The following is a 21,214-nucleotide window of genomic DNA, read 5'->3' as shown; positions in this document are numbered from 1 at the left end:
AATGCCTGCAATGGGAATACCGCGGTCGGGAGATACGCACTTTCTGTGCGGGATGGCGCACGGTCTGGACATCGCGCGGCGCGTTTTCTCGCGCCCAAGCTACGCCGACATGGCCCGCGAGTTTCGTCGCATCTGCGCGGCGCGGCCTTACCTCAACCATTGCGTAGTGGCGCGCGATGTCGCCGCGCGCGCTTTCGAGACCAGCATTGACCATTTGCAGTCCACTACTCGTGACGCCGACAATGCGGAAGTCCGCCACAAGATCATGGCGTTCGTTTACGTGATAACCGGCGCAAAATTCAGTGAGATCGGCCGCGTCTTTAACCGCAACCATTCGGCGGTCTCCTACGCTTGCGGCAAGTATGCGGACGCGATCCGCGCCGCGATCGGCGGGTGATCCCATGCGCAAGCTGGTGCGGGACATCGTTGGCGACATCCGCGATGCTGGCGGGTCGGATGTGCGGATCACCGAGGGCGGGAGCCATACCCGGGTGCACTTCACCACGCGGCGCGGCTACCACGCCTGTCTGCTCATTCATCGCGGCACCGATGTCAGCAAGCGATATGCCGGCATGCTCCGGTCTCAACTCCGGCGAAAGATCGCACAATAGCGCGAGCGGCGCAGGACACTCACGCCGTCCGCATCTGAGATTATTGGGAGAGCACAAATGAAAATTCCGAAGGGCACCGATATCCGCGTCGACACCAGCAACGAACTGGTGGAATTGCACATCACGGCGGCGATCACCACCAAGACGCAGGCGAATGAACTGGCGGCGGCGATCAAGTCGTTCTCCAGCGTGCTCGAAGGCGAGAAGCGCCAGCGCAAGCCAAGGGGGCAGCCATCGCAGGCGCAGGCCGCGTGATGCTGAAGTTTCAGATCCCCATGGCAGACAACCGCGACGCTCTCGGCCGCACGCCAGAGCAATCCCAGCGTGATGCGGATGTCGGCCGCGAGGCCGCCGAGATCATCCTAAGCCAACTCGACGGCATCCCGGTCGGCGTCGCCTACAACGTGATCGGCAATCTAGCCGTCGCTGTCTTTCGCGCCGTGCCTTACCTCGATCCGGCGGATGCGCTCGCCGAGTACGACGAGTGGGCAGCCTATACGCGATCGATTATCGAGAGCGAGGTCAAGGAGCGGGTGCAATGACGCCAGCAACGATCAAGGCCCTGCGCTGGTTCGCTTCGCGCGGCGAGGTCGGCTGGTTCGATCGCACCGCGCCTGGGCATTCGATGCGCACGCGTCTGCTCAGGCGCGGCTTGATCGAGACCGTCAAAGACGGTCGGCCGATCCATTTGAAGCGGCTGCGACTGTCCGAGCAGGGCCGAGAGATGCTGCGGGAGAATGGCTGGTTATGAGGACTGCGCGCTCGCCCAACCTCCGGATCAGATGCGCCGCCGCGCTGCTGGCGCTAACCGACGAGCGCGGGAAGCGGCTGGTCCCGCACGAGCACGCGAAACAGATGACCGCGGACCAAATCATCTCGCTATTCCAGTTTGACCACTATCCGATCCGCGCCGAGGCCGGCGGGCCGACCGAGCCGTGGAATTTGGACCCGCGCTTGATTCCGGGCCATCGCGAAAAGACGGCCAAGCGGGACATCCCCGAGATCGCGAAAATCCGGCGCGTCTCGGCGGCTGAGGAGGAATTCCGGCGCCGCATGCTCACGCCGAAAGATCAGCGGGCGCTGCACCGATCGCGATGGCCGAAACGAAAGTGGCGTTCATGAGTGATGAGAGTACCCGAAGCCAACCCGCCCTGGCAGACATCCCCACACTGACTTGCAAGGCGTGCAACGTGGAGAAGCCCGAGACCGAATTCTACATGCAAGCGCGCGACGGCTATAAGCCGCGCCGCATGCGGGTCTGCAAGGCTTGCCATAAGGCCCGCGTGGTTCGGAATAGCCAAAGATATCGGCGGGAGGGCCGCCTGGCCGGGCTGACCCGACCGGGGCGCCCCGGCAAATCAGCTTGAGTGAAACGGGCCCCGGCCGAAAGGGGCCGAAACCCGACCCAAAAAATGTCGGGACTATCGCTAGATAGCGGGATTGTTGCCTTTTTTGCGATTCTCCCGCAGGTCCGACAGAGTTTCAGTAATGCATTCCCGAGTAGCCTCCCGGAAATCCGAAGGGCGCAAGAGGCAGTTAAAGGGCACCGTCCGACCGCTTGATCCTGCTGATCCCCGAAACCTCGACCATCCAAGTCATCGCGAGCAGTGGCTCGAATTAGCGAGGGCGCTAGGCCGGGCGGAAGCCCGGGAGGAACATCGCCAAAGGCAACTTAAGAAAGAACGACGCAACCAATGTCAAAGCATCACCATCGGGACGCCAAGCCGCTGAAAGCTGCGCTGTATGCCCGCTATTCCAGCGACTTGCAAAAGGACACCTCGATCGAAGATCAATTCGCGATGCTGGAGAAAGCCGCGAAGCGGCTCAATCTCCAGCTTGACAGGCGCCATTACTACGCAGACCGAGCCGTCTCGGGCAGTTCTCTTTTCGAGCGCCCCGGCTTGACGCGCGATCTGCTCGTGGCCGCTGAGCGCGGCGAATTTGCTGCGGTCTTGGTTGAAGCAACCGACCGGTTATCGCGCCGCAAGGCCGATATGTTCTGGCTCGCCGATCGCTTTGAGTTTCACCGCATCCGCATCTTCAACATGAGCGGCGAAGTCAGCGACCTTCAATTGCTGTTCGAGGGGCATAGCAACGAAGACTTCATCAAAAAACTTGCCATCCGCGTCAAGCGCGGCCATGACCAAGCGGCGTTGAAAGGGCGGATCACTACATGCGCCGCCTATGGTTACGATTGCGTCGAGCATCAGCCGGGCAAGCGCGCCATCAATGAGCAAGAGGCAAAGATCGTCCGGCGCATCTTCACCGAATACGCGAGCGGGATGACGCCGCGCCAAATCGTTGCCGGCCTCGCGAAAGACAAAATCCCATCGCCGAGCGGACAACCGGCGTGGAATTATCAAGGCATCGTCGGAGGTAAGGGTGCCAAGCGCGGCTTGCTCCACAACCAACTGTATATCGGCAAGTACGTTAAGAACCGTTTCACCGCGCCAAAAAATCCAGCCACTGGCAAGCGCGAAGTCCGCGCCCTCGATCCGGAGGATTTGATCACAGTCGATATGCCCGATCTCCGCGTCATCTCCGATGAACTCTGGAACGCCGCGCATGCGGTCCGCCTCAAACGCCAGCACGAAAAATTCGGCGCGAGCGGCTATGTCAAGCGGGCGACGATCCCGCGTAAGCAAGGTTTGCTGTCAGGTCTGATCGTATGCGGCGCATGCCATGGCCCGATGACGGTCATGGCTTCCTCGCGCAATGGTCAGCGGGTTGGCTGCTCCGGCGCGCTCTATCGTAAGACCTGCACCCACACCAAAAGCTACGACCTCAACGAATTGACGGCCGGCGCGATCAAGCACATGCACGCGCATCTGACCGACCCCGAATTTCTGAAAGAGAAAGCCAAGGCTAAGGCGGTCGAGGCGGCAAAACTCGCCCGTGAGGAAGGCGATGAGCGGCGGGCCGCACAAAAGCAACTCGATCGGCTCAATCTCCAAATCAAGCGGCTGGTCGACGCTATCGCCGAGTGCGACGGATCGGTTAGGGAATTGACCGACGCGATCAAGGCGAAGGAGATCGAGCGGGCGGCCCTACAGGAGCGCATCCGCCATCTACCGGGCGGCAATGTCATGACCCTCCACCCGGCGGCGCTCGCCAGCTTCAGCCGGAGCGTCGATCTCCTCCACGCCAAGCTGATCGAGGACCGCGCCGATCCGGAGGCCCGGCTAGCCTTCCAAAACGTCGTCGGTAGCTTGGTAGTCCATCCGACGGCCCCGGGCGCGCCCTACGAGATCAGTCTGTATGCGCGTTATTCCGCAATCGAGAGCGGCATCGATCTATTCCCCACGAAAAGGACGACCGAAGAAGTCATTGCAAATGAAGGGGTTAGGCGTATCGGTACAGGCAGGCGTAATTCATCACACCGACCATCATCAAGTCCTTCTACTGGCTGGTGATAGCGCTGATCTGCCTGTTCGGCATCTCCGGCATCTTCTCGGGCCTGGCAGCAATGGCCATCAGCCCGTTCGCAGGATTCCTGGTGGTGCTCTATTCGATTGCGAGCGTCGTCGTCGGCATCGTGTTCTCGCGCATCGTCGCGGAGTTCATCCTGATCGTGTTCCGCATCAACGAGCACCTCGGCGCCATCCGCGACCAGGGCGGGATGCGGTGAAGCAAGCGCAGGTGCGTACGGTGGATGAGAAGGCGTAACCCACCGCTTCCATCACCGGGAGAAGTGGTGGGTTACGCTTCGCTGACCCACTCTGCGAGTCCCGCAGAATCTACGTATTGAACCTGAAATGCATCACGTCGCCGTCGGCGACGGTGTAGTCCTTGCCTTCGAGGCGAAGCTTGCCGGCATCGCGGGCGCCAGCCTCGCCGCCGAGTGCGACGTAGTCGTCATAGGCGATGGTCTCGGCGCGGATGAAACCCTTCTCGAAATCGGTGTGGATGACGCCAGCCGCCGCCGGCGCCTTGGTGCCGCGATGGATGGTCCAGGCGCGCGCCTCCTTCGGCCCGACCGTGAAATAGGTGATGAGGTCGAGCAGCCGATAGCCGGCGCGGATCAGGCGATCGAGGCCGGCCTCTTCGAGGCCCAGCGTCTCCAGGAAGTCGGCGCGCTCTTCGCGCGACAGCGTCGCGATCTCGGACTCGATCTTGGCGGAGATGACGACAGCGACGGCACCCTCTTTCGCGGCCTGCTCCTCGACCGCCTTGGAGAAGGTGTTGCCGGTGGCAGCCGAGCCTTCCTCGACGTTGCAGACATAGAGCACCGGCTTCGACGACAACAGTCCGAGCATCGAAAAGGCGCGCTCTTCCTCTGCTTTGCGCTCGACGAGTCGCGCTGGCTTGCCGTCGCGAAGCAGCACGAGCGTGCGGTTGACAAGGTCGAGCTGCTCCTTGGCGTCCTTGTCGTTGCCCTTGGCCTTCTTGGTGAGGTTGTCGACGCGCTTCTCGAGGCTGTCGAGGTCGGCGAGCATCAGCTCGGTCTCGATGGTCTCGATGTCGGCGAGCGGCGCGATCTTGCCCTCGACATGGGTAATGTCGGAATCTTCAAAGCAGCGCACGACATGCGCGATCGCATCGACCTCGCGAATGTTGGCCAGAAACTGGTTGCCGAGGCCTTCGCCCTTGGAGGCGCCGCGCACGAGGCCTGCGATATCGACGAAGGTCAGCCGGGTCGGGATGATTTGCGCGGATTTCGCGATCGCCGACAGCTTGTCGAGCCGCGGATCCGGCACCGCGACCTCGCCGACATTCGGCTCGATGGTACAGAACGGATAGTTCGCCGCTTGCGCAGCCGCCGTCTCCGTCAGCGCATTGAACAAGGTCGACTTGCCGACATTGGGCAACCCGACAATCCCACATTTGAATCCCATCGTGTCCTCGTAGGGTGGGTTAGCGAAGCGTAACCCACCAATTTCATTGTCGTGACCAGGTGGGTTGCGCGGAGCGGACTGCGCTTGGCACAGCCGCAGGGGCTAACCCACCCACCCTACGCATCCATCCTCGTCGAAGCGATGGATCGCCGGGTCAAGTCCGGCGATGAAGAGCATCACTCTTTGCCGTTGTCGTCCTTGGTCAAAAATCCCTTCGCCAGCATGGCGAGATGCACCTTGTTGGCGAAGGTCGCGTCCGTGCCTTTGGCAAGCAGTGCGGCGTGCTCGGCGACGGCCTCACACAACGTCCTTACCCATTCGTCGTCGGCCTTGGCGAAGTCCGCCAGCACGTAGCTGTGGACCAGCGCCTTGACGCCGGGGTGACCGATGCCGAGCCGCACCCGGCGATAGTCATTGCCGATATGCGCTGAGATCGAGCGCAGCCCGTTGTGCCCGGCGATGCCGCCGCCGATCTTCACCCTGACCTTGCCCGGCGGCAGCTCGAGCTCGTCCTGGAATACGGTGACGTCGCCCGGGGCGATCTTGAAGAAGCTGGATGCTTCCTGAACGCTGCGGCCCGACTCGTTCATGTAGGTCGTGGGCTTGAGCAGGATGACGCGCTCACTGTCGAGCGTGCCCTCCGATGTCTCGCCCTGAAATCTGCGGCGCCATGATGCGAAACCATGACGCCGCGCGATCTCGTCGACGGCCATGAAGCCGATATTGTGCCGGTTGCGTGCGTATCTCGCGCCGGGATTGCCGAGCCCAACAAAGAGTCGCATGACGCGGCGCGCCCCTCGCCTGGCGCGCGGTGAGAAGCCGCGCGCCAGCGCCTTGAGAGATTACTTCTTCTTGTCGCCGCCGGCCGGAGCCTTGGCGGCCGCTGCCGGAGCAGCACCAGCTGCGGGAGCTGCCGCACCAGCCGCCGGAGCCGCAGCCGCGGGCGCAGCGCCCGGAGCAGCCGCACCCGCTGCAGCCGCAGCCGCCGCCCTCTGCTCTTCGGCGTAGCCGGAGGGCGGCACGATGGTGACGAGCGTTGCGTCCTCGCGCGTCAGCGCCTTCACGCCGGTCGGCAGCTTCACGTCAGACAGATGCAGCGAGTATCCGATTTCGAGCTGGCCGACATCCGCCTCGATGAATTGCGGGATGTTTTCGACCGAGCATTCGAGGTCGATGGCGTGGGCGACGATGTTGACGGTGCCGCCGCGCTTTACGCCAGGGGAGGTTTCCGCCTTCACGATGTGCAGGGGCACGCTGATGCGGATGGTGGCGCCTTCACCAAGCCGCATGAAGTCGACATGGATCGGGAAGTCCCTGACCGGATCGAGGTGGTAGTCGCGCGGAATCACGCGGTGCTTCTTGCCTTCGAGGTCGATGTCGACAAGGGTGGTCAGGAACCGGCCCGCGAGGATGCGCTGGCGCAGTTCGCGATCGTCAACCGAGATCGGGAGCGGGGGCTGGTTGTTGCCATAGATCACTCCGGGCACTCTCCCGGCGCGACGCTCAGCCCGGGCGGCCCCCTTGCCGCTCTTCGGACGTGCGGTCGCCTTCAATTCCTTGACGGTCGCCATAGTCGTAAGTCCTTGTTTTTGCAAAAGTTAATGGGCCGCAAGGCGGCCCATGGTTTTCGCCGCAGCAAGCCTCCAGGGGTGCGGGGGCCGCGGACGTGGCGGGCTTTTAGCCGGAAGCTGCGGAAATGACAAGGAGAATGGGCTGCCGGCCGATACCGGGTAGCCCGCTTATGCCCCGGGCGTTCCGCCGAGCTTGGCCTCCAGCGCCGCGATCCGGGTCTTCAGGGCCTCGTTCTCCTCGCGGGCGAGGCGCGCCATGTCCTTGACCGCCTCGAACTCCTCGCGCTTCACGAGGTCCATGTCACGCAGGAATTTCTCGGCCTGGGTGCGCATGACCGTGTCGAACTCGCGCTTGACACCCTGAGCGGCGCCGGCAGCGTCATTCATGAGGCGTCCGATCTCGTCGAAGAACCGGTTGGTGGTCTGTGTCATGGCGCTCTCCGGATGCCTTTGTGCGAAACTAGAGGTTGGGAAGACAATGGCAATCCGGACACCGCCGATCAAGGGCCGCGCGCGCCTGAGCCGTCCTTGTCATGCCCTGGTTTCCTTGCCATCGTATTGATCGGCCGGGCATAACAAGAATCAGAAAGCGAAGCGCGAGACCATGATCGACCAGCAGATCGAGATCCCGACCAAGGACGGCTCGACCACCACCTTCATCTCCCATCCCGAGCGCGGCGGCCCGTTTCCCGTCATCATTTTCTACATGGATGCGCCGGCGATCCGTGAGGAGCTGCGCGACATGGCGCGCCGGCTGGCTACGTCCGGCTACTACGTGATGCTGCCGAACCTCTATTACCGCTCCGGCGTGATGGAGATCGGGCCGGTGCCACCGGACCCGAATGCGCCCGAGCGCAAGCGCATGTACGAGCTGATGAGCTCGATCAACATTCCCCTGATCATGGACGATACCCGCGCGCTGCTCGCCTATGCCGAGGGCCAGGCGGCCGCCAACACCAAGCTGGTCGGCACCGTCGGCTATTGCATGAGCGGCCGTTACGCCATCAACGCTGCCACGCACTTTGCCGATCGAGTGAAGGCTGCGGCCTCGATCTACGGCACGCATCTGGCCACCGACCAAGCCGACAGCCCGCATCTCGCGGCGAGCAAGACCAAGGCCGAGCTCTACTTCGCCTGTGCCGAGACCGACATTTACGCACCGCAGGAGATCATCGACAAGGTGACTGAGAGCATGAAAGGCGCCAAGGCCGAAGTCGAGATCTATCCCGGCACTCATCACGGCTTCGCCTTCCCCAAGCGCCCGGTCTATCACCGCGACGCCGCCGAGCGGCATTGGGAGCGCCTCCTGGCGCTCTATCGCCGCAATCTTGTCTAGAACCAAGGCGCGATGCCGTTTCTTCTGATCAACTTCCCCTCCTTCGACCCGATCGCGGTAGCGATCGGGCCGTTCGCCATCCGCTGGTATGCGCTTGCCTATATCGGCGGGATCGTGCTCGGCTGGATCTACGCCCGCGCGCTGGTCAAGACCGACAGGCTGTGGAGCGGACCGGCGCCGATCTCGCTGGTCCAGCTCGACGATTTCATCCTCTGGGCCACGCTCGGCATCATCCTGGGCGGCCGCACCGGTTATGTGTTGTTCTACAACCTGCCCTTCTTCATGGAGCACCCCTCCGCGATCCCCAAATTGTGGGAAGGCGGCATGTCCTTCCATGGCGGCTTCCTGGGGTGCGTCGTCGCGGTGATGTGGTTTGCGCGCCGGAACGGCATCTCGATCCTGTCGCTCGGCGACATCACGACCGCTGTGGGGCCAATCGGCCTGTTCCTGGGGCGGCTCGCCAATTTCATCAATGGCGAGCTGTGGGGCCGCGCCGCCGATCCAGGCCTGCCCTGGGCGATGATCTTTCCGACCGGCGGCAACATCCCGCGCCATCCGAGCCAGCTCTACGAAGCCGGCATGGAAGGAATTTTGCTGTTCACCGTGCTCGCGGTGATGATCCGCCTCGGCGCCTTGAAGCGGCCGGGGATGATCCTCGGCAGCTTCATCCTGATCTATGGCCTCACCCGGATCATCGGCGAGCATTTTCGCGAGCCGGATGCGCAACTCGGATTTTTGTGGGGCGGGTTAACCATGGGCATGCTGCTGTCGATCCCCATGCTTATCGTCGGCGCCATACTTATTGTATTTGCAGTGCGGCGCGGTGCGCCCGAACCGCTCGAGGCCATTCGTTAATTCATTTCGAGAAGACAGGCTGTGACCGAATCGCCGCTGCTGAACGAGATCAAGGCGCTGATCAAATCCTCCGGCCCGATGCCGGTGTGGAGGTACATGGAGCTGTGCCTGATGCATCCGCGTCACGGCTATTACGTTTCGCGCGATCCGCTCGGGCGTGAGGGCGACTTCACCACCGCGCCGGAAGTCAGCCAGATGTTCGGAGAGCTCCTGGGGTTATGGACGGCATCGGTGTGGAAGCAGATGGGCTCGCCGCCTCAGTTGCGGCTGATCGAGCTCGGGCCCGGCCGCGGCACCATGATGGCGGATGCACTGCGCGCGCTGCGGGTACTGCCGCCGCTCTACCAGGCGCTCCAGGTCCACATGGTCGAGGTCAATCCGGTGCTGCGGGGGCGGCAGAAGACGACGCTGTCCGGCGTGCGCAACATCACCTGGCACGACACGATCGACGACGTGCCCGAAGGCCCCTCGATCATCCTTGCCAACGAATATTTCGACGTGCTGCCGATCCACCAGATGGTGAAGCGCGAGAACGGCTGGCACGAGCGCGTCGTCGACATTGATGCGAACGGCAGCCTTCAATTCGGCGCCGCCGCTGATGCGACCCCGCGCTTCGACGTGCTGCTGCCGCCGTTGGTGCGGGCGGCACCGGTCGGCGCGGTGTTCGAATGGCGGCCGGATGCCGAGATCATGAAGCTCGCCGCCCGCGTGCGCGACCAGGATGGCGCGGCGCTGATCATCGACTACGGCCATTTGCGCAGCGATGCCGGAGACACCTTTCAGGCGATCGCGCGCCACACCTTTGCCGATCCGCTGAAGACGCCAGGCCAGGCCGACGTCACCGCCCATGTCGACTTCCAGGCGCTGTCGCGCGCCGCCGAGGATGTCGGCGCCCGCGTTCATGGCCCGGTGATGCAGGGGGAGTTTTTGAAGCGCCTCGGCGTCGACACCCGCGCGGCCGCGTTGATGCAGAAGGCGACGCCAGATGTCTCCGCCGACATCGCCGCAGCGCTGAAACGGCTGACCGATACGGGCCGCGGCGGCATGGGCTCGATGTTCAAGGTGCTCGCCATCTCCGAGCCGCGGCTCACCTCGCTCGCGGCCTTGAGCGACCATGTTGAGGAAGGTGACGACGCGTCATGACTCTCGGCTCCTCGCTGCTCTCGGCCGTGCCTGGCCTGCGCCACGCCTTCTTCACCCGCGAGGGCGGCGTCTCCAACGGTATCTATGCCGCGCTCAATGGCGGGCTTGGCTCCAATGACGATCCGGCCCATGTCGCAGAGAACCGCCGCCGCATGGCCGAGCAGGTCGGCGTTCGGGCTGAGCGTTTCATCAGCCTGCACCAGATCCACTCGCCTGATGCGCTCGTCGCCGACGGCGCCTGGCCAAGCGGCCCGCGGCCGAAGGGCGATGCGCTCGTCACCCGCACGCCCGGCCTCGCGCTCGGCATCTCCACTGCCGATTGCGGACCGGTACTGTTCGTCGATCCCAACGCGCGGGTGATCGGCGGCGCGCATGCCGGCTGGAAGGGCGCGCTGACGGGCGTGCTGGAGTCCACGATATTGGCGATGGAAAAGCTGGGCGCCGAGCGCGGCCGCATCATCGCCGCGATCGGCCCCCTGATCCGCCAGCAGAGCTACGAAGTCGGCAACGAATTCGTCGCGCGCTTCATCGAGGCGGACGCGGACAATGCGGTATTCTTCATTCCCTCGGTGCGCGAGGGCCACGCGATGTTCGATCTCGCAGGCTTCATCCGCATGCGGCTGGAAGCCGCCGGCATTCTGATGATCGACGACCTCGGCCTCGACACCTACGCCGACGAGCGCTTTTTCAGCTATCGCCGATCCGTGCATCGCAACGAGCCCGACTACGGCCGCCACATCCACGCAATCTCGCTCGAAGGGTAACGGTCTCGTTTCCCGGACGCGGCGCAGCACGCAGTGATGCGCTGCAGAACCGGGGCCCAGTCTGCAGCGGGTCTGCGGGGCGTGTTGTGGGTCCGCCTCCGCTCAACAGCGCTACGCCGCCGCGGCGCGTCCGGGACACGAGACTTCCACATGACGCAAGCCCAAGTGACAACAAGCGAATTCGTTTGGTTGGCGAGATGTGGCGCCGCTGCCCTAGACGTTAATCGGTTTTAACGATATCGCTGCCCTCCATAATGAGGGAAGCGTCATCAATCTTGCGCCGCGCGGGCACGCGCGTGCTGGCAGCCATGCTGCTGGCGGCATCGTGCGCGCTTGGCGGCTGTGCCGGCGGCGGTGCGGCGAACAATTCCTATGCGATGGCACCGCCGAGCGGCGGCAGCGGGACGACCGTGGCCTTCGAATCCGTCGACGGGCCGCCGCCGCAGGTGTTCGACCGCATGGTCGGCGTGCTCGACAGCGAATCGAAGCTGCGTAGCCTGTCCGTCGTGTCCCGCGAGGGCCAGGCTGCCTATCGCGTGCGCAGCTACCTCTCCGCGCAGGTCGTCCGCGGCAAGACCATGATCGCCTGGGTCTGGGACGTCTACGACGCCAACCAGCAGCGGGCGCTGCGCCTGTCCGGCGAGGAACCGGCCGGCAAGGGTGGGCGCGATCCCTGGTCGGCAGCCGACGACCTGGTCCTGAGGAAGATCGCGCAGGCCGGATTCAGAGGACTTTCCAATATGATCAACGGCACGCCGCCAGATGCGCCGGACACCGTCCCGGGCCTGCGGGGGCCGGCGGTCGCAAGCGTCTCGTCGCCCGCGCCGAACGCGGAGATGCCCGCCACGGCGCTCGGTTATGCCGACCGATAACCACCGCTAAACCCTCATCCCAACTGGCGGCCAAACTCTTGGCCGGACTCAGGATTTTCGACAGGATATCGTACCTTCCCGGGTTGCCAGTGGAGCCTTCGGCCTGATATTGCCTCGCCCGTCGAAACCGTGCTCCGTGGGTATTTCGAGATGCTGAACGTCGTATCCAGAAAGGCGCGGGAGGAAGCGTCCATGTCGGCCAAAAACGGCTCAATCAAGCTTGTCGCCGGCAACTCCAATCCGGCTCTCGCCCAGGCGATCGCGCAAGGGCTGGACCTGCCGCTCACCAAGGCGGTCGTGCGGCGCTTCGCCGACATGGAGATCTTCGTCGAAATCCAGGAAAATGTCCGCGGCTCGGACGCCTTCATCCTGCAATCGACGTCGTTCCCGGCCAACGACCATCTGATGGAATTACTGATCATCACCGACGCGCTGCGCCGCTCCTCGGCGCGCCGTATCACGGCGGTGATCCCCTATTTCGGCTACGCAAGGCAGGACCGCAAATCGGGATCCCGCACGCCGATCTCGGCAAAGCTCGTCGCCAATCTGATCACCCAGGCCGGCGTCGACCGCGTCATGACACTCGATTTGCATGCCGGCCAGATCCAGGGCTTCTTCGACATCCCGACCGACAACCTCTACGCGGCGCCGCTGATGGTGCGCGACATCAAGGAGAAGTTCGATCTCTCCAAGGTGATGGTGGTCTCGCCGGACGTCGGCGGCGTGGCGCGTGCGCGCGGCCTTGCCAAGCGCATCAACACGCCGCTCGCGATCGTCGACAAGCGGCGCGAGCGTCCGGGTGAGTCCGAGGTCATGAATGTGATCGGCGACGTCTCCGGTTACACCTGCATCCTGGTCGACGACATCGTCGATTCCGGCGGCACGCTGGTGAACGCGGCCGGCGCGCTGATCGCCAAGGGGGCCAAGGAAGTCTACGCCTACATCACCCATGGCGTGCTTTCCGGCGGAGCCGCCGCCCGCATCGCTTCCTCGCAGCTCAAGGAGCTGGTGATCACCGACTCGATCCAGCCGACGGAGGCCGTGCTCAAGTCGACCAATATCCGCATGCTCCCGATCGCCAGCCTGATCTCCGACGCGATCACGCGCACCGCTGCGGAAGAGTCGGTCTCGAGCCTGTTCGACTAAACCGCCAGGATTTGCAGACAGGCAAAAGCGCGTAGCACCGCGCCCGCCTTTTCTTTGCGCGACACAAGCGGCGGGCACGCTTCCGCCCTTTACCTACCCTAGTATCTGCCTTTCGGGGCGAGGTGCCAGCGTTCTCACACGCCTCACGACGCAAAACTCGGAAGCACGACATCGCCCATGATGGTGCGGATTACGCCAAACTGTTCGGCGCCTGCCTTTGGATAGTTCCCGCAGTGGATCACCAGGACGAGATCGCGCGCGGGAATGACCGTGAGAATCTGACCGCCCCAACCGACACCACCGAACCAATGCAAGGGCTGGCCCTGAGCTGCGTTGTAGTCGCCCATGTACCAGTGATAGCCGTAGTTGCGGACGGCGCTGGTCGGGACCACGGGCGTGGTCACGCGTTTCACCCAATCGGCGGGAACGACGGACGTTCCGTTCCAGGTGCCGTCAGCGAGCATGAGCTGGCCGATCTTCGCGAGATCGCGTGGCAGCAGGCGCAGGCCTGAGGCGGCGCGCGGCTCGCCGTCCCTGCCGACATTCCACTCGGTGGGGCCGAAGCCGAGCGGATCGAACAGGACGCGACGGCAATAGGCCGGCAGCGCTTCACCCGTGCCCTTGGCGATCAGGCGGCCGAGCAGCGCAGTGGCGGCGCCGCAATAGGTCCATTTGACACCGGGCTCACCGATGATCGGGAGACCGAGGATGAAGCGATAGCGGTCCGGGGCCGCCTCCATCGCGCCTTCGCTGTTGCCGGGCTGGCCATAGGGAATCGTGAGCTCGTCCCATTCAAAGCCGAGCGTCATGGAGAGCACGTGATGAATCGTGATCCGGTCGCGGCCAGGTTGCCCGGCGAGATCGGCGTACTCCGGAAACTGCTCGTAGAGCTTGGCCTCGGGCGGCGGCACCTTACCGGCCGCAAGTGCAACACCATAAGCGAGACCGACCACGCTCTTGGAGACCGAGCGCAGGTCATGCAACACGTCCGGACCGAACACGACGTTACCGAGCGGACGCCCCAGCCGCTCATCCTCTCCCCGCCCATAATGCTCGAACACGAGCCTGCCGCCCTGGCTCACGAGCAGCACGTGCAGGCCGAACACCTTGCCATCGCGCTCGGCGTCCGCGAGGCGCTGCGCGATCGCTTCGGATGGTGCGGCAGCAAGCAATGTACGCGGCGCGGCGAGGCCGGCGCCAAGGACAGCCAAAAGGCGGCGGCGATCAAGATGGCTCATGGTCGCGTCTCCCATCAGAGTGCATATAAACAGGTACCTTGCAATGCATAGTACCTTGCTATATAAGTTCACTTCGAGGCGGTGTAGTCAAGTGGAGGAATGGCAGACTCCGCGAATCAAATTCAGCTCAAGAAGGGCGCGCTCGAACTCTGCGTGCTCGCGCTGCTCGCGCGCGGCGAAAGCTATGCCTACGAGATCGCCTCGACGCTGGCGGCCAGTGTCGGCATGGGCGAAGGCACGATTTATCCGCTGATGCGACGCATGCAGGATGACGGACTCGTCGACACCCGCCTCGCCGAATCCAGCAGCGGGCCACCGCGAAAATACTACCGGCTGACGCCGGCGGGCCGCGCCGCCCTGGCTGCGCAGAAGCGCGAGTGGCGAACATTCGCGGACGCCGTCAACGAGTTGCTCGGAGACACCAGATGAAACGTGCCGATTTCCTCCGCATCCTCCGCGACGGGCTCGCCGGGCTTCCCGCAGAGGAGATCGACGACATCCTCGCCGACTACAGCGCCCATTTCGAGGAGGCGCGCGCCTCCGGCCGGGCCGAGGAGCAGGTCGCGGAAGCGCTTGGCGACCCGCGGCGGCTGGCGCGCGAGCTGCGTGCCGAGACGGGGCTTCGCCGATGGGAAAATCATCATTCGCTGCAAAACTCCACGGCCGCGCTGCTGGCGCTCGGGGGCCTCGCCGTGGTCGATGTCATCCTGCTCTTGCCGTTGCTGCTCGTCGTCATGCTGATCCTGCTCATCATCGCCTTCGTGATGCTCGTCCTCGGGATCGTCGGCATCGGATTGCTGATCAGCCTCTACAAGCATTTGGGCGACGGACGGATCGTCGAGCTGGTGTTGCGCGGGCTTGCGGGCATCGCGCTGGTGACCACGGGCGCGGGTTTCGGTGCATTGCTGCTGCTTGGACTCAATGCCGCCGTCAGATGGCTCGGCGGCTACGCGCGGCTGCATTACCGGCTGCTCAAGCCGGAGCAGCCGATCGCGTGAGTCAGATGTCCGCCCCGGCCCTGGCGCTGACGATCTGGGCAAATGACGCAAAGAATTCGCCGGCCAGCTTCGTCGCCGTGGAGTTGATCAGCCGCGCCCCGAGCTGGGCAAGCTTGCCGCCGATCTGGGCGTCGGTCGGTCTTCTCCTTGTCCGTGAGCGGGTTGGCCGCGCGCTGCCCGCGGCGGCGCGCTTGCGTGATCTCGGCGAGGATCGACATCGCGATCTCCTCCGGCGTTATGGCGCCGAGGTCGAGCCCCGGCCGACGCCTTGCACGCGGTTACTGACGCCCGGCGTGTTGCGGATGCGCGCCGCAAGCGCAAAGCCGGTATAGCCGCCCAGGCTCGCGATCGCCACGGAGAGCGCAACGAGATAGGGATCGTGTCCTTCGAACATGATCTTGCCGGCCGCTCCGTCCCCACGGAGCGCCTCCTCCCGCCGCCGAGTTTATCGACGCGGCGGCGGAAATGACAATCAGCGGCGTGCGTGGCGCGAGGTTACACGATCCCCGCCGCGACCTGGCCGCGCAGCCGCTCCAACCCGTGCAGCGTGTTGGCGCAGGCCTCGGCGACCTCCACGCCCTTGATCGCAAAGTGCTTGCGGAAGAAGTCGTAGTGCACCTCGGTCTCGTGGAATTGCTGCGGCGTCAGCACGGCGGAGAACACCGGCACCTCGGTGCGCAACTGCACGTCCATCAGCGCCTTGATCACGGTATCGGCAACGAACTCGTGGCGGTAGATGCCGCCGTCGACGACGAGGCCGGCCGCGACGATCGCGGTGTAGCGCCGCGTCTTGGCGAGGATCTGCGCGTGCAGCGGGATCTCGAACGAGCCCGGCACCTGGAACACGTCGACATGGGTGAGGTGCCGCGCCTCGGCCTCCTTCAGGAAGGCAAAGCGCGCCTCCTGTACGACGTCGTGATGCCAGCAGGCCTCGACGAAAGCGACCCGCTGCGGCTTAGCGAAGCGGGGATGCTCGGGTGACGGCGGCTCGGGTGGAACCGGCGGATGTTGGGTTGGCTGGGAGGTTTCGACTTGCGGGTCTTGCAACATCTGATTCATGGCTTTCCTTCTTAAGGACCAGAATCAGGGCATACGGAACGACGAACGACCGCATCCTCGCGATGCGGACCGCCACCGACCGTTCTCTTTCATCCGGACTTTAACCGTCGGCTTCGGAGTTGCACCGAATCTGCTGACCCTTCCCCTTTGCGGAGGAAGGCGCTCGCGGGCTTGGACCTTACGACCCTTACCGCCGGTGGGGACTTTCACCCCGCCCTGAGAACGCGAGCATTTTTCAGGCAAAGTGGGAACCGGTTTGCCGTGGAAAAATGCTCAGATTTAAGATGCGCGTACTCTTGTCGCAAAACCGGTACCCACTTTTGCGGAATACGCGCAGCCGTTCGGGATGAACGGCCTGTCTGGAAATATGACGCCGCGGTGGGGTCCCGGCAAGCGCGTTCCGCATGGGAAAGCGCATTGCTCCATGCGGCCGGGGCGGTCCGGCCCCCCGTGGGACGGAATTTGGGACGGCATTAACGATTGGCGCGCCGGTCGCTCGATCCGATTCCGATTTGTTCTCAAATTAATAATTGTGACCGAGATGAGCTGTGGACGAGCAGGTCCGAGCTTGTGGACGGACTCGCGACGGAGTTGCGCAGATTCCGCAAATCACATCAGTTGATCCCCGACAGGCCCGCGCGATCCGAGAGGATCGCCGTCAGCGACGTTAAGGGAGCGCGCGCCGGGCCAACCGCGTGCGTATCAAGAGAAACAAGAAGGCAAGAGGTCGAGACGGCATGTCCCTGCTCGAAAGCAATATCGATTCCCGCAGCCACCCGCTCTCGGTGGTGGAGGACATCGCCGCCACCAACAACTGGGCATTCGAACGTTCCGGCGACGACGAGATCACGATCGTCTCCAAGGGGCAGTGGACCGACTATCAGCTCTCCTTCACCTGGATGGGTGAGATCGAGGCGCTGCATCTGGCCTGCGCGTTCGACATGAAGATTCCGGTCGCGCGCAGGTCCGAGGTGCAGCGGCTCGTCGCCGCCATCAACGAGCAATTATGGGTTGGTCACTTCGATCTGTGGACCCACACCGGCATGATCATGCACCGCCAGGCCTTGATGCTGCCGGGCGGGCTGTCCGCCTCGACCGCGCAATGCGAGGCCATGCTCGCCGGCGCCATCCACGCCTGCGAGCGCTATTTCCCCGCGTTCCAGTTCGTGGTGTGGGCGGGCAAATCGACCACCGAGGCGATGGACGCCGCCATGTTCGACACGGCAGGCGAGGCGTAAGGCTCGCTCGTCGTCCCCGGGACGCGCACAGCGCGAGCCCGGGCCCCAACCGCGTGATCTCCCCCTTAGTGCACGATGCTTGTTGCCAGCATCTCCATCCACTAAAACGCCTGTGGTAACGCGGCGAGCGCAAGCGCTCGCGCGGGGGTCCTGGCTTTCGCTGGGACGACACCAAGTGAGTGGCAACAGCGATGGCGAACGACGGCACCTTGAAGAACATCACCGGCACCATTCTCCTCGCCGGCGCGGGCAAGATGGGCGGCGCGATGCTGACCGGATGGCTGGCACAAGGCCTCGATCCGCGCCGCGTCGCCGTGATCGAGCCGCATCTGTCACCCGAGATCAGCGCGCTCGCTGCGAAAGGCGTTGCGCTCAATCCGGATGTGACGAGCGCCGGCACCGTCCAGACGCTCGTCGTCGCGGTCAAGCCGCAATCCTTCCGCGAGGCCGGCGCGAAGCTGAAGCCCTATGTTTCCGCAGGCACCTCGGTGGTCTCGATCATGGCGGGAACCACGATCGCCTCGTTGCAAGAGATCTGCGGCGGCGCCGTGGTGCGCGCCATGCCGAACACGCCGGCTGCGATCGGCCGCGGCATCACGGTCGCGGTGGCCGCGAACAATGTCAGCGACAAGCAGCGCGCGGTGGCCGACGCGCTGCTCCGCGCCACCGGCTTGGTCGAATGGGTCGAGGATGAAGGCCTGATGGATGCGGTCACGGCCGTCTCCGGCTCGGGCCCCGCTTACGTCTTCCTGCTCGCCGAAGAGCTCGCACGCGCCGGCATCGAGGCGGGTCTGCCGGAGGCGCTCGCCACCAAACTCGCGCGCGAGACGGTCGCAGGCGCGGGCGAGCTGCTGCACCGCTCGGAGCTTGCATCGAGCACACTGCGCCAGAACGTCACCTCGCCCGGCGGCACCACTGCCGCCGCGCTCGAAGTGCTGATGGGCGAGCCGGGCCTGCGCGACCTGATGACCCGCGCGATCGCGGCCGCGACGAAACGCTCGAAGGAATTGGCGAAGTAGGTGGGCAAGGCGCGTAGCGCCGTGCCCACCATGTTGCGCCTTACTTGAAAAGTGGTGGGCACGCTTCCCTTTGCCCAACCTACGGCACCGTCGCCCTACGACTTTGGCACACCAAACCGCTTGGTGAACTGCTCGTAGTTCACGAGCCCTCGCGCGTGTTTGCCCTCGCCGATCTTGCGCTCGCCATCGAAGGCTTCCACTTCAAACCGGATGACGCGGCGCTCGACCTCGATCACGCGCGCGGTGGTGCGCACGGTCGCACCGACACGCGTCGCCGCGAGATGCCGGACGTCGACTTCGGTGCCGACCGTGATCCACCCCGGCGCGAGATGTTTTGCGATCGCATCGCCCGATGTCATCTCCATTTCCAGGATCATCATCGGCGTCGCATAGACCAGCGGCATGTCGGACACGAAGTGGCCGACCGTGCGCTCCGGCGGCACCACGAGGGTACGCTCCGCGCTCATGCCTATCTTGATGAACTCACGTGCGTCCATGGGATCTTGCTCGTCATTCGGGGACGCGCGAAGCGCGGACCCGGAATCCAGAGGTCGTGGATCGAGATTCCGGGTTCAGCCCTGACGGGCTGTGACGCTCACGCGTCACTTCTTCGCTGCAGCCGCGCGTTCCACGAAGGTCTTGCCGCCCTTCATCTTGTGGCGAAGCGGAGCTTCGTTGATCTGAATGACGACGGCCTCGGCATCGACGCCGAGATTCGTCACCAGCGCCTGCGTGATGTCGCGCATCATGCCGGCCTTCTGTTCGTCGGTGCGGCCTTCGGCCATGCTGATGGTGATCTCAGGCATCTTGTTCTCTCCCTTGCGGCCGGACGGGCCAATCACGATGGCCTATCAAACAGGACGCAGATGCCCGGGACAAGCCCGGGCATGACGGCTCTCGCGAATGGCTAACCCCAGCTCACGTCATGGCGCGTGAGCACCTCGCGCACTTTCGCGACGAGGTCAGCCTCGCTGCACGAGAACTGCGCCGGGCGTGTCTCGCGCCATTCCTGATTGGAGGCGATCGCGGCCGCAGCCTTGGCGCCCTCGATCAGATCCTTGATCTGCACCTCGCCGCGCGCCTTTTCATCCGAGCCCTGAATGATCACGCAAGGCGAATTGCGGCGGTCGGCATATTTGAGCTGGTTGCCCATGTTCTTGGGGTTGCCGAGATAGAGTTCGGCGCGAATGCCCGCGGTGCGCAAGGCGCTGACCATCTTCTGATAGTCCGCGACGCGGTCGCGGTCGAACACGGTGACGACGACGGGCCCGAATTCGGGCCGCGTGGCGAGCTTGCCGAGCAGCGTCAGCGCGGCCTGCAAGCGCGACACGCCGATCGAGAAACCGGTCGCCGGCACCGGCTCGCCGCGAAAGCGCGAGACGAGGCCGTCATAACGACCCCCGCCACCGACGGAGCCGAAGCGTACGGGACGGCCCTTCTCGTCCTTGGTATCGAGCAGGAGTTCGACCTCGTAAACGGGCCCGGTGTAATATTCGAGGCCGCGCACGACGGAGGGATCGATAACGACGCGGCCGTCGTCATAGCCTGCGGCAGCGACTAAATCTCTCATCTGTGAGAGTTCAGCCACGCCCTCAAGTCCCAGCGCATTTCCTTCGACGATCTTCTCGAAGTTGGCCAACGTGACTTCGTTAGAGGCGTGCTCGCTCATTGAGCCTGAATCAGGGGCGCCCCAGCCGGTGAAATTGATGACGCGTGCCATATCTGAATCAGAAAGCCCGGCTCCCTTTGTGAAATCGCCCTTTCCTTCTTCGCCGCCGTCCCAACGTCCGGGTCCAAGAAGTTTGGCTACCTCGGCGATCGGAAATTTATCAAGCTTGTCGATCGCTCTAAGTACTGTAAGGCGCCTTCCCGCATTCTCCTCGCCGCCGAGACCGATACTCTCCATCAATCCGTCTAGAACCTTCCGGTTGTTCACCTTCACCACGTAGGAGCCGCGCGCAATGCCGAGCGCTTCCATCGTGTCTGCCGCCATCATGCAGATCTCGGCGTCCGCCGCCGGCGTCGCCGAGCCGACCGTATCGGCATCGAACTGCATGAACTGGCGGAAGCGGCCGGGGCCGGGCTTTTCATTGCGGAAAACGTAGCCGGCGCGGTAGCTGCGATAGGGTTTCGGCAGCGTGTCGAAATTTTCCGCGACGTAACGCGCGAGCGGCGCGGTCAGGTCGTAGCGCAGGGAGATCCACTGCTCGTCATCGTCCTGGAACGAGAACACACCCTCATTGGGGCGATCCTGGTCGGGCAGGAACTTGCCGAGCGCGTCGGTATATTCCATCGCCGGCGTTTCCACCGGCTCGAATCCGAAGAGCTCGTAGACGGCGCGGATCTTCTCGACCATCTGGCGCGTGGCCTTGATCGCGGCGGGATCGCGATCCTCCAGCCCGCGCGGCAGGCGCGCCTTCAGTTTCTGGGGTTTTTTGGGTTTTTCGGCCATGTCGCTCGTCGTAAGCTCTGTAAGTCAACGTTGACTTACAACATACACGTTGACTTACAACACAAACGTCGAGCTTT

At 63.9% G+C, this 21,214-nt stretch carries 28 protein-coding genes, 2 pseudogenes and 1 riboswitch; of the genes and pseudogenes, 18 read left to right on the top strand and 12 right to left on the bottom strand.

The features are described from left to right. The first annotated feature begins 10 nt into the window (after positions 1 to 10). The 8 genes from QA640_RS08915 (at position 11) to QA640_RS08880 (ending at position 4,239) form a co-directional block, all read left to right on the top strand. Entirely contained in the window at positions 11 to 397 is a 387-nt protein-coding gene (locus tag QA640_RS08915) for a helix-turn-helix domain-containing protein (protein ID WP_283040330.1), read from the top strand. Positions 398 to 401: 4 nt separating this feature from the next. Next, complete coding sequence (locus tag QA640_RS08910; protein ID WP_283040329.1) at positions 402 to 611, top strand: hypothetical protein; 210 nt, start codon at positions 402 to 404, stop codon at positions 609 to 611. 57 nt (positions 612 to 668) lie between these two features. Then, positions 669 to 866, top strand: coding sequence for a hypothetical protein (locus QA640_RS08905; protein WP_283040328.1), 198 nt, complete (start codon positions 669 to 671; stop codon positions 864 to 866). Continuing rightward, positions 866 to 1,153, top strand: coding sequence for a hypothetical protein (locus tag QA640_RS08900; RefSeq protein WP_283040327.1), 288 nt, complete (start codon positions 866 to 868; stop codon positions 1,151 to 1,153). The genes QA640_RS08905 and QA640_RS08900 overlap by 1 nt, the downstream gene beginning before the upstream one ends. Beyond that, on the top strand, positions 1,150 to 1,362 hold the full coding sequence (locus QA640_RS08895) for a hypothetical protein (RefSeq protein WP_283040326.1): 213 nt from the start codon (positions 1,150 to 1,152) through the stop codon (positions 1,360 to 1,362). Before QA640_RS08900 ends, QA640_RS08895 begins: the two co-directional genes overlap by 4 nt. Beyond that, positions 1,359 to 1,733 (top strand): hypothetical protein, encoded by a 375-nt coding sequence (locus tag QA640_RS08890; protein ID WP_283040325.1) that lies wholly within the window; start codon positions 1,359 to 1,361, stop codon positions 1,731 to 1,733. The genes QA640_RS08895 and QA640_RS08890 overlap by 4 nt, the downstream gene beginning before the upstream one ends. 572 nt (positions 1,734 to 2,305) lie before the next feature. Then, positions 2,306 to 4,024 carry a recombinase family protein gene (locus QA640_RS08885; RefSeq protein WP_283040324.1) on the top strand — a complete coding sequence of 573 codons (1,719 nt, stop codon included), beginning with the start codon at positions 2,306 to 2,308 and terminating at the stop codon, positions 4,022 to 4,024. Then, positions 3,985 to 4,239, top strand: a complete 255-nt coding sequence (locus QA640_RS08880; RefSeq protein WP_283042751.1) for a DUF4282 domain-containing protein — start codon at positions 3,985 to 3,987, stop codon at positions 4,237 to 4,239. The genes QA640_RS08885 and QA640_RS08880 overlap by 40 nt, the downstream gene beginning before the upstream one ends. 109 nt (positions 4,240 to 4,348) lie before the next feature. Here the strand turns inward: QA640_RS08880 and ychF are convergent, their stop codons facing one another. The 4 genes from ychF to QA640_RS08860 form a co-directional block, all read right to left on the bottom strand. Beyond that, positions 4,349 to 5,446, bottom strand: coding sequence for a redox-regulated ATPase YchF (gene ychF, locus QA640_RS08875; protein WP_283040323.1), 1,098 nt, complete (start codon positions 5,444 to 5,446; stop codon positions 4,349 to 4,351). 176 nt (positions 5,447 to 5,622) lie between these two features. Next, complete coding sequence (pth, locus tag QA640_RS08870) at positions 5,623 to 6,228, bottom strand: aminoacyl-tRNA hydrolase (protein ID WP_283040322.1); 606 nt, start codon at positions 6,226 to 6,228, stop codon at positions 5,623 to 5,625. A 60-nt stretch (positions 6,229 to 6,288) separates the two neighbouring features. Then, positions 6,289 to 7,017, bottom strand: coding sequence for a 50S ribosomal protein L25/general stress protein Ctc (locus tag QA640_RS08865; RefSeq protein ID WP_283040321.1), 729 nt, complete (start codon positions 7,015 to 7,017; stop codon positions 6,289 to 6,291). 168 nt (positions 7,018 to 7,185) lie between these two features. Then, positions 7,186 to 7,449 (bottom strand): accessory factor UbiK family protein, encoded by a 264-nt coding sequence (locus QA640_RS08860; protein ID WP_283040320.1) that lies wholly within the window; start codon positions 7,447 to 7,449, stop codon positions 7,186 to 7,188. Positions 7,450 to 7,621: 172 nt separating this feature from the next. On the opposite strand from QA640_RS08860, the gene QA640_RS08855 reads away from it, so the two are divergent. From QA640_RS08855 to QA640_RS08830, 6 genes are all read left to right on the top strand, one after another. Next, positions 7,622 to 8,353, top strand: a complete 732-nt coding sequence (locus tag QA640_RS08855; RefSeq protein ID WP_283040319.1) for a dienelactone hydrolase family protein — start codon at positions 7,622 to 7,624, stop codon at positions 8,351 to 8,353. A 12-nt stretch (positions 8,354 to 8,365) separates the two neighbouring features. Then, positions 8,366 to 9,208: a prolipoprotein diacylglyceryl transferase gene (gene lgt, locus QA640_RS08850; protein ID WP_283040318.1), complete on the top strand. Its 843-nt coding sequence runs from the start codon at positions 8,366 to 8,368 to the stop codon at positions 9,206 to 9,208. 21 nt (positions 9,209 to 9,229) lie between these two features. After that, the gene (locus QA640_RS08845) at positions 9,230 to 10,351 is read left to right on the top strand and encodes an SAM-dependent methyltransferase (protein ID WP_283040317.1); all 1,122 of its coding nucleotides are present in this window, start codon (positions 9,230 to 9,232) and stop codon (positions 10,349 to 10,351) included. Continuing rightward, the gene (gene pgeF / locus QA640_RS08840; RefSeq protein ID WP_283040316.1) at positions 10,348 to 11,115 is read left to right on the top strand and encodes a peptidoglycan editing factor PgeF; all 768 of its coding nucleotides are present in this window, start codon (positions 10,348 to 10,350) and stop codon (positions 11,113 to 11,115) included. Before QA640_RS08845 ends, pgeF begins: the two co-directional genes overlap by 4 nt. Positions 11,116 to 11,369: 254 nt before the next feature. Continuing rightward, the gene (locus tag QA640_RS08835; RefSeq protein WP_283040315.1) at positions 11,370 to 11,987 is read left to right on the top strand and encodes a hypothetical protein; all 618 of its coding nucleotides are present in this window, start codon (positions 11,370 to 11,372) and stop codon (positions 11,985 to 11,987) included. A 192-nt stretch (positions 11,988 to 12,179) separates the two neighbouring features. Further along, positions 12,180 to 13,133, top strand: coding sequence for a ribose-phosphate pyrophosphokinase (locus tag QA640_RS08830; RefSeq protein WP_283040314.1), 954 nt, complete (start codon positions 12,180 to 12,182; stop codon positions 13,131 to 13,133). A 143-nt stretch (positions 13,134 to 13,276) separates the two neighbouring features. On the opposite strand, the gene QA640_RS08825 is transcribed toward QA640_RS08830, so the two are convergent. Continuing rightward, on the bottom strand, positions 13,277 to 14,371 hold the full coding sequence (locus tag QA640_RS08825) for a serine hydrolase (RefSeq protein WP_283040313.1): 1,095 nt from the start codon (positions 14,369 to 14,371) through the stop codon (positions 13,277 to 13,279). Positions 14,372 to 14,470: 99 nt separating this feature from the next. Here QA640_RS08825 and QA640_RS08820 point away from each other — a divergent pair, with 99 nt between their 5' ends. Next, positions 14,471 to 14,800: a PadR family transcriptional regulator gene (locus tag QA640_RS08820; protein WP_283040312.1), complete on the top strand. Its 330-nt coding sequence runs from the start codon at positions 14,471 to 14,473 to the stop codon at positions 14,798 to 14,800. Continuing rightward, positions 14,797 to 15,369, top strand: coding sequence for a DUF1700 domain-containing protein (locus QA640_RS08815; RefSeq protein WP_283040311.1), 573 nt, complete (start codon positions 14,797 to 14,799; stop codon positions 15,367 to 15,369). The genes QA640_RS08820 and QA640_RS08815 overlap by 4 nt, the downstream gene beginning before the upstream one ends. A 1-nt stretch (position 15,370) precedes the next feature. Here QA640_RS08815 and QA640_RS08810 read toward each other — a convergent pair. From QA640_RS08810 to QA640_RS08795, 4 genes and pseudogenes are all read right to left on the bottom strand, one after another. Beyond that, positions 15,371 to 15,502: pseudogene (locus tag QA640_RS08810) on the bottom strand (SRPBCC domain-containing protein); the annotation flags it as partial. 37 nt (positions 15,503 to 15,539) lie between these two features. Then, positions 15,540 to 15,626, bottom strand: a pseudogene (locus tag QA640_RS08805) (XdhC /CoxI family-like protein); the annotation flags it as partial. Continuing rightward, the gene (locus tag QA640_RS08800) at positions 15,605 to 15,763 is read right to left on the bottom strand and encodes a hypothetical protein (protein WP_283043144.1); all 159 of its coding nucleotides are present in this window, start codon (positions 15,761 to 15,763) and stop codon (positions 15,605 to 15,607) included. The pseudogene QA640_RS08805 and the gene QA640_RS08800, both read right to left, overlap by 22 nt. Before the next feature lie 101 nt (positions 15,764 to 15,864). Continuing rightward, on the bottom strand, positions 15,865 to 16,428 hold the full coding sequence (locus tag QA640_RS08795; RefSeq protein ID WP_283040310.1) for a 6,7-dimethyl-8-ribityllumazine synthase: 564 nt from the start codon (positions 16,426 to 16,428) through the stop codon (positions 15,865 to 15,867). A 77-nt stretch (positions 16,429 to 16,505) separates the two neighbouring features. Further along, a riboswitch (FMN riboswitch) is annotated at positions 16,506 to 16,656 on the bottom strand. Positions 16,657 to 17,165: 509 nt separating this feature from the next. Between QA640_RS08795 and QA640_RS08790 the strand changes: the two genes are divergently transcribed. Then, complete coding sequence (locus QA640_RS08790; protein ID WP_283040309.1) at positions 17,166 to 17,666, top strand: YbjN domain-containing protein; 501 nt, start codon at positions 17,166 to 17,168, stop codon at positions 17,664 to 17,666. 191 nt (positions 17,667 to 17,857) lie between these two features. Continuing rightward, complete coding sequence (gene proC, locus QA640_RS08785) at positions 17,858 to 18,685, top strand: pyrroline-5-carboxylate reductase (RefSeq protein WP_283040308.1); 828 nt, start codon at positions 17,858 to 17,860, stop codon at positions 18,683 to 18,685. Between the two features lie 95 nt (positions 18,686 to 18,780). Here proC and QA640_RS08780 read toward each other — a convergent pair whose 3' ends face one another. The 3 genes from QA640_RS08780 to hisS form a co-directional block, all read right to left on the bottom strand. Next, positions 18,781 to 19,182 (bottom strand): thioesterase family protein, encoded by a 402-nt coding sequence (locus QA640_RS08780; RefSeq protein WP_283040307.1) that lies wholly within the window; start codon positions 19,180 to 19,182, stop codon positions 18,781 to 18,783. Between the two features lie 105 nt (positions 19,183 to 19,287). Then, positions 19,288 to 19,491, bottom strand: a complete 204-nt coding sequence (locus tag QA640_RS08775) for a tautomerase family protein (protein WP_283040306.1) — start codon at positions 19,489 to 19,491, stop codon at positions 19,288 to 19,290. Between the two features lie 101 nt (positions 19,492 to 19,592). Next, positions 19,593 to 21,137, bottom strand: coding sequence for a histidine--tRNA ligase (hisS, locus tag QA640_RS08770; protein ID WP_283040305.1), 1,545 nt, complete (start codon positions 21,135 to 21,137; stop codon positions 19,593 to 19,595). Positions 21,138 to 21,214 lie beyond the last annotated feature (77 nt).

Origin of the sequence: Bradyrhizobium sp. CB82, from assembly GCF_029714405.1 — a bacterium.
Taxonomy (GTDB): Bacteria; Pseudomonadota; Alphaproteobacteria; order Rhizobiales; family Xanthobacteraceae; genus Bradyrhizobium.
This window is presented reverse-complemented; position numbering and strand designations above follow the sequence as displayed.

What these genes read in the sequence shown, in the direction of transcription:
- ychF (WP_283040323.1), bottom strand. Translation starts at nt 5,446, where the DNA reads ATGGGATTCAAATGTGGGATTGTCGGGTTGCCCAATGTCGGCAAGTCG.
- QA640_RS08910 (WP_283040329.1), top strand. Translation starts at nt 402, where the DNA reads ATGCGCAAGCTGGTGCGGGACATCGTTGGCGACATCCGCGATGCTGGC.
- QA640_RS08915 (WP_283040330.1), top strand. Translation starts at nt 11, where the DNA reads ATGGGAATACCGCGGTCGGGAGATACGCACTTTCTGTGCGGGATGGCG.
- QA640_RS08790 (WP_283040309.1), top strand. Translation starts at nt 17,166, where the DNA reads ATGTCCCTGCTCGAAAGCAATATCGATTCCCGCAGCCACCCGCTCTCG.
- QA640_RS08885 (WP_283040324.1), top strand. Translation starts at nt 2,306, where the DNA reads ATGTCAAAGCATCACCATCGGGACGCCAAGCCGCTGAAAGCTGCGCTG.
- QA640_RS08830 (WP_283040314.1), top strand. Translation starts at nt 12,180, where the DNA reads ATGTCGGCCAAAAACGGCTCAATCAAGCTTGTCGCCGGCAACTCCAAT.
- QA640_RS08855 (WP_283040319.1), top strand. Translation starts at nt 7,622, where the DNA reads ATGATCGACCAGCAGATCGAGATCCCGACCAAGGACGGCTCGACCACC.
- QA640_RS08865 (WP_283040321.1), bottom strand. Translation starts at nt 7,017, where the DNA reads ATGGCGACCGTCAAGGAATTGAAGGCGACCGCACGTCCGAAGAGCGGC.
- QA640_RS08900 (WP_283040327.1), top strand. Translation starts at nt 866, where the DNA reads ATGCTGAAGTTTCAGATCCCCATGGCAGACAACCGCGACGCTCTCGGC.
- QA640_RS08780 (WP_283040307.1), bottom strand. Translation starts at nt 19,182, where the DNA reads ATGGACGCACGTGAGTTCATCAAGATAGGCATGAGCGCGGAGCGTACC.
- QA640_RS08775 (WP_283040306.1), bottom strand. Translation starts at nt 19,491, where the DNA reads ATGCCTGAGATCACCATCAGCATGGCCGAAGGCCGCACCGACGAACAG.
- QA640_RS08795 (WP_283040310.1), bottom strand. Translation starts at nt 16,428, where the DNA reads ATGAATCAGATGTTGCAAGACCCGCAAGTCGAAACCTCCCAGCCAACC.
- QA640_RS08895 (WP_283040326.1), top strand. Translation starts at nt 1,150, where the DNA reads ATGACGCCAGCAACGATCAAGGCCCTGCGCTGGTTCGCTTCGCGCGGC.
- pgeF (WP_283040316.1), top strand. Translation starts at nt 10,348, where the DNA reads ATGACTCTCGGCTCCTCGCTGCTCTCGGCCGTGCCTGGCCTGCGCCAC.
- hisS (WP_283040305.1), bottom strand. Translation starts at nt 21,137, where the DNA reads ATGGCCGAAAAACCCAAAAAACCCCAGAAACTGAAGGCGCGCCTGCCG.
- QA640_RS08815 (WP_283040311.1), top strand. Translation starts at nt 14,797, where the DNA reads ATGAAACGTGCCGATTTCCTCCGCATCCTCCGCGACGGGCTCGCCGGG.
- QA640_RS08860 (WP_283040320.1), bottom strand. Translation starts at nt 7,449, where the DNA reads ATGACACAGACCACCAACCGGTTCTTCGACGAGATCGGACGCCTCATG.
- QA640_RS08835 (WP_283040315.1), top strand. Translation starts at nt 11,370, where the DNA reads ATGAGGGAAGCGTCATCAATCTTGCGCCGCGCGGGCACGCGCGTGCTG.
- proC (WP_283040308.1), top strand. Translation starts at nt 17,858, where the DNA reads ATGGCGAACGACGGCACCTTGAAGAACATCACCGGCACCATTCTCCTC.
- QA640_RS08890 (WP_283040325.1), top strand. Translation starts at nt 1,359, where the DNA reads ATGAGGACTGCGCGCTCGCCCAACCTCCGGATCAGATGCGCCGCCGCG.
- QA640_RS08820 (WP_283040312.1), top strand. Translation starts at nt 14,471, where the DNA reads ATGGCAGACTCCGCGAATCAAATTCAGCTCAAGAAGGGCGCGCTCGAA.
- lgt (WP_283040318.1), top strand. Translation starts at nt 8,366, where the DNA reads ATGCCGTTTCTTCTGATCAACTTCCCCTCCTTCGACCCGATCGCGGTA.
- pth (WP_283040322.1), bottom strand. Translation starts at nt 6,228, where the DNA reads ATGCGACTCTTTGTTGGGCTCGGCAATCCCGGCGCGAGATACGCACGC.
- QA640_RS08905 (WP_283040328.1), top strand. Translation starts at nt 669, where the DNA reads ATGAAAATTCCGAAGGGCACCGATATCCGCGTCGACACCAGCAACGAA.
- QA640_RS08825 (WP_283040313.1), bottom strand. Translation starts at nt 14,371, where the DNA reads ATGAGCCATCTTGATCGCCGCCGCCTTTTGGCTGTCCTTGGCGCCGGC.
- QA640_RS08800 (WP_283043144.1), bottom strand. Translation starts at nt 15,763, where the DNA reads ATGTTCGAAGGACACGATCCCTATCTCGTTGCGCTCTCCGTGGCGATC.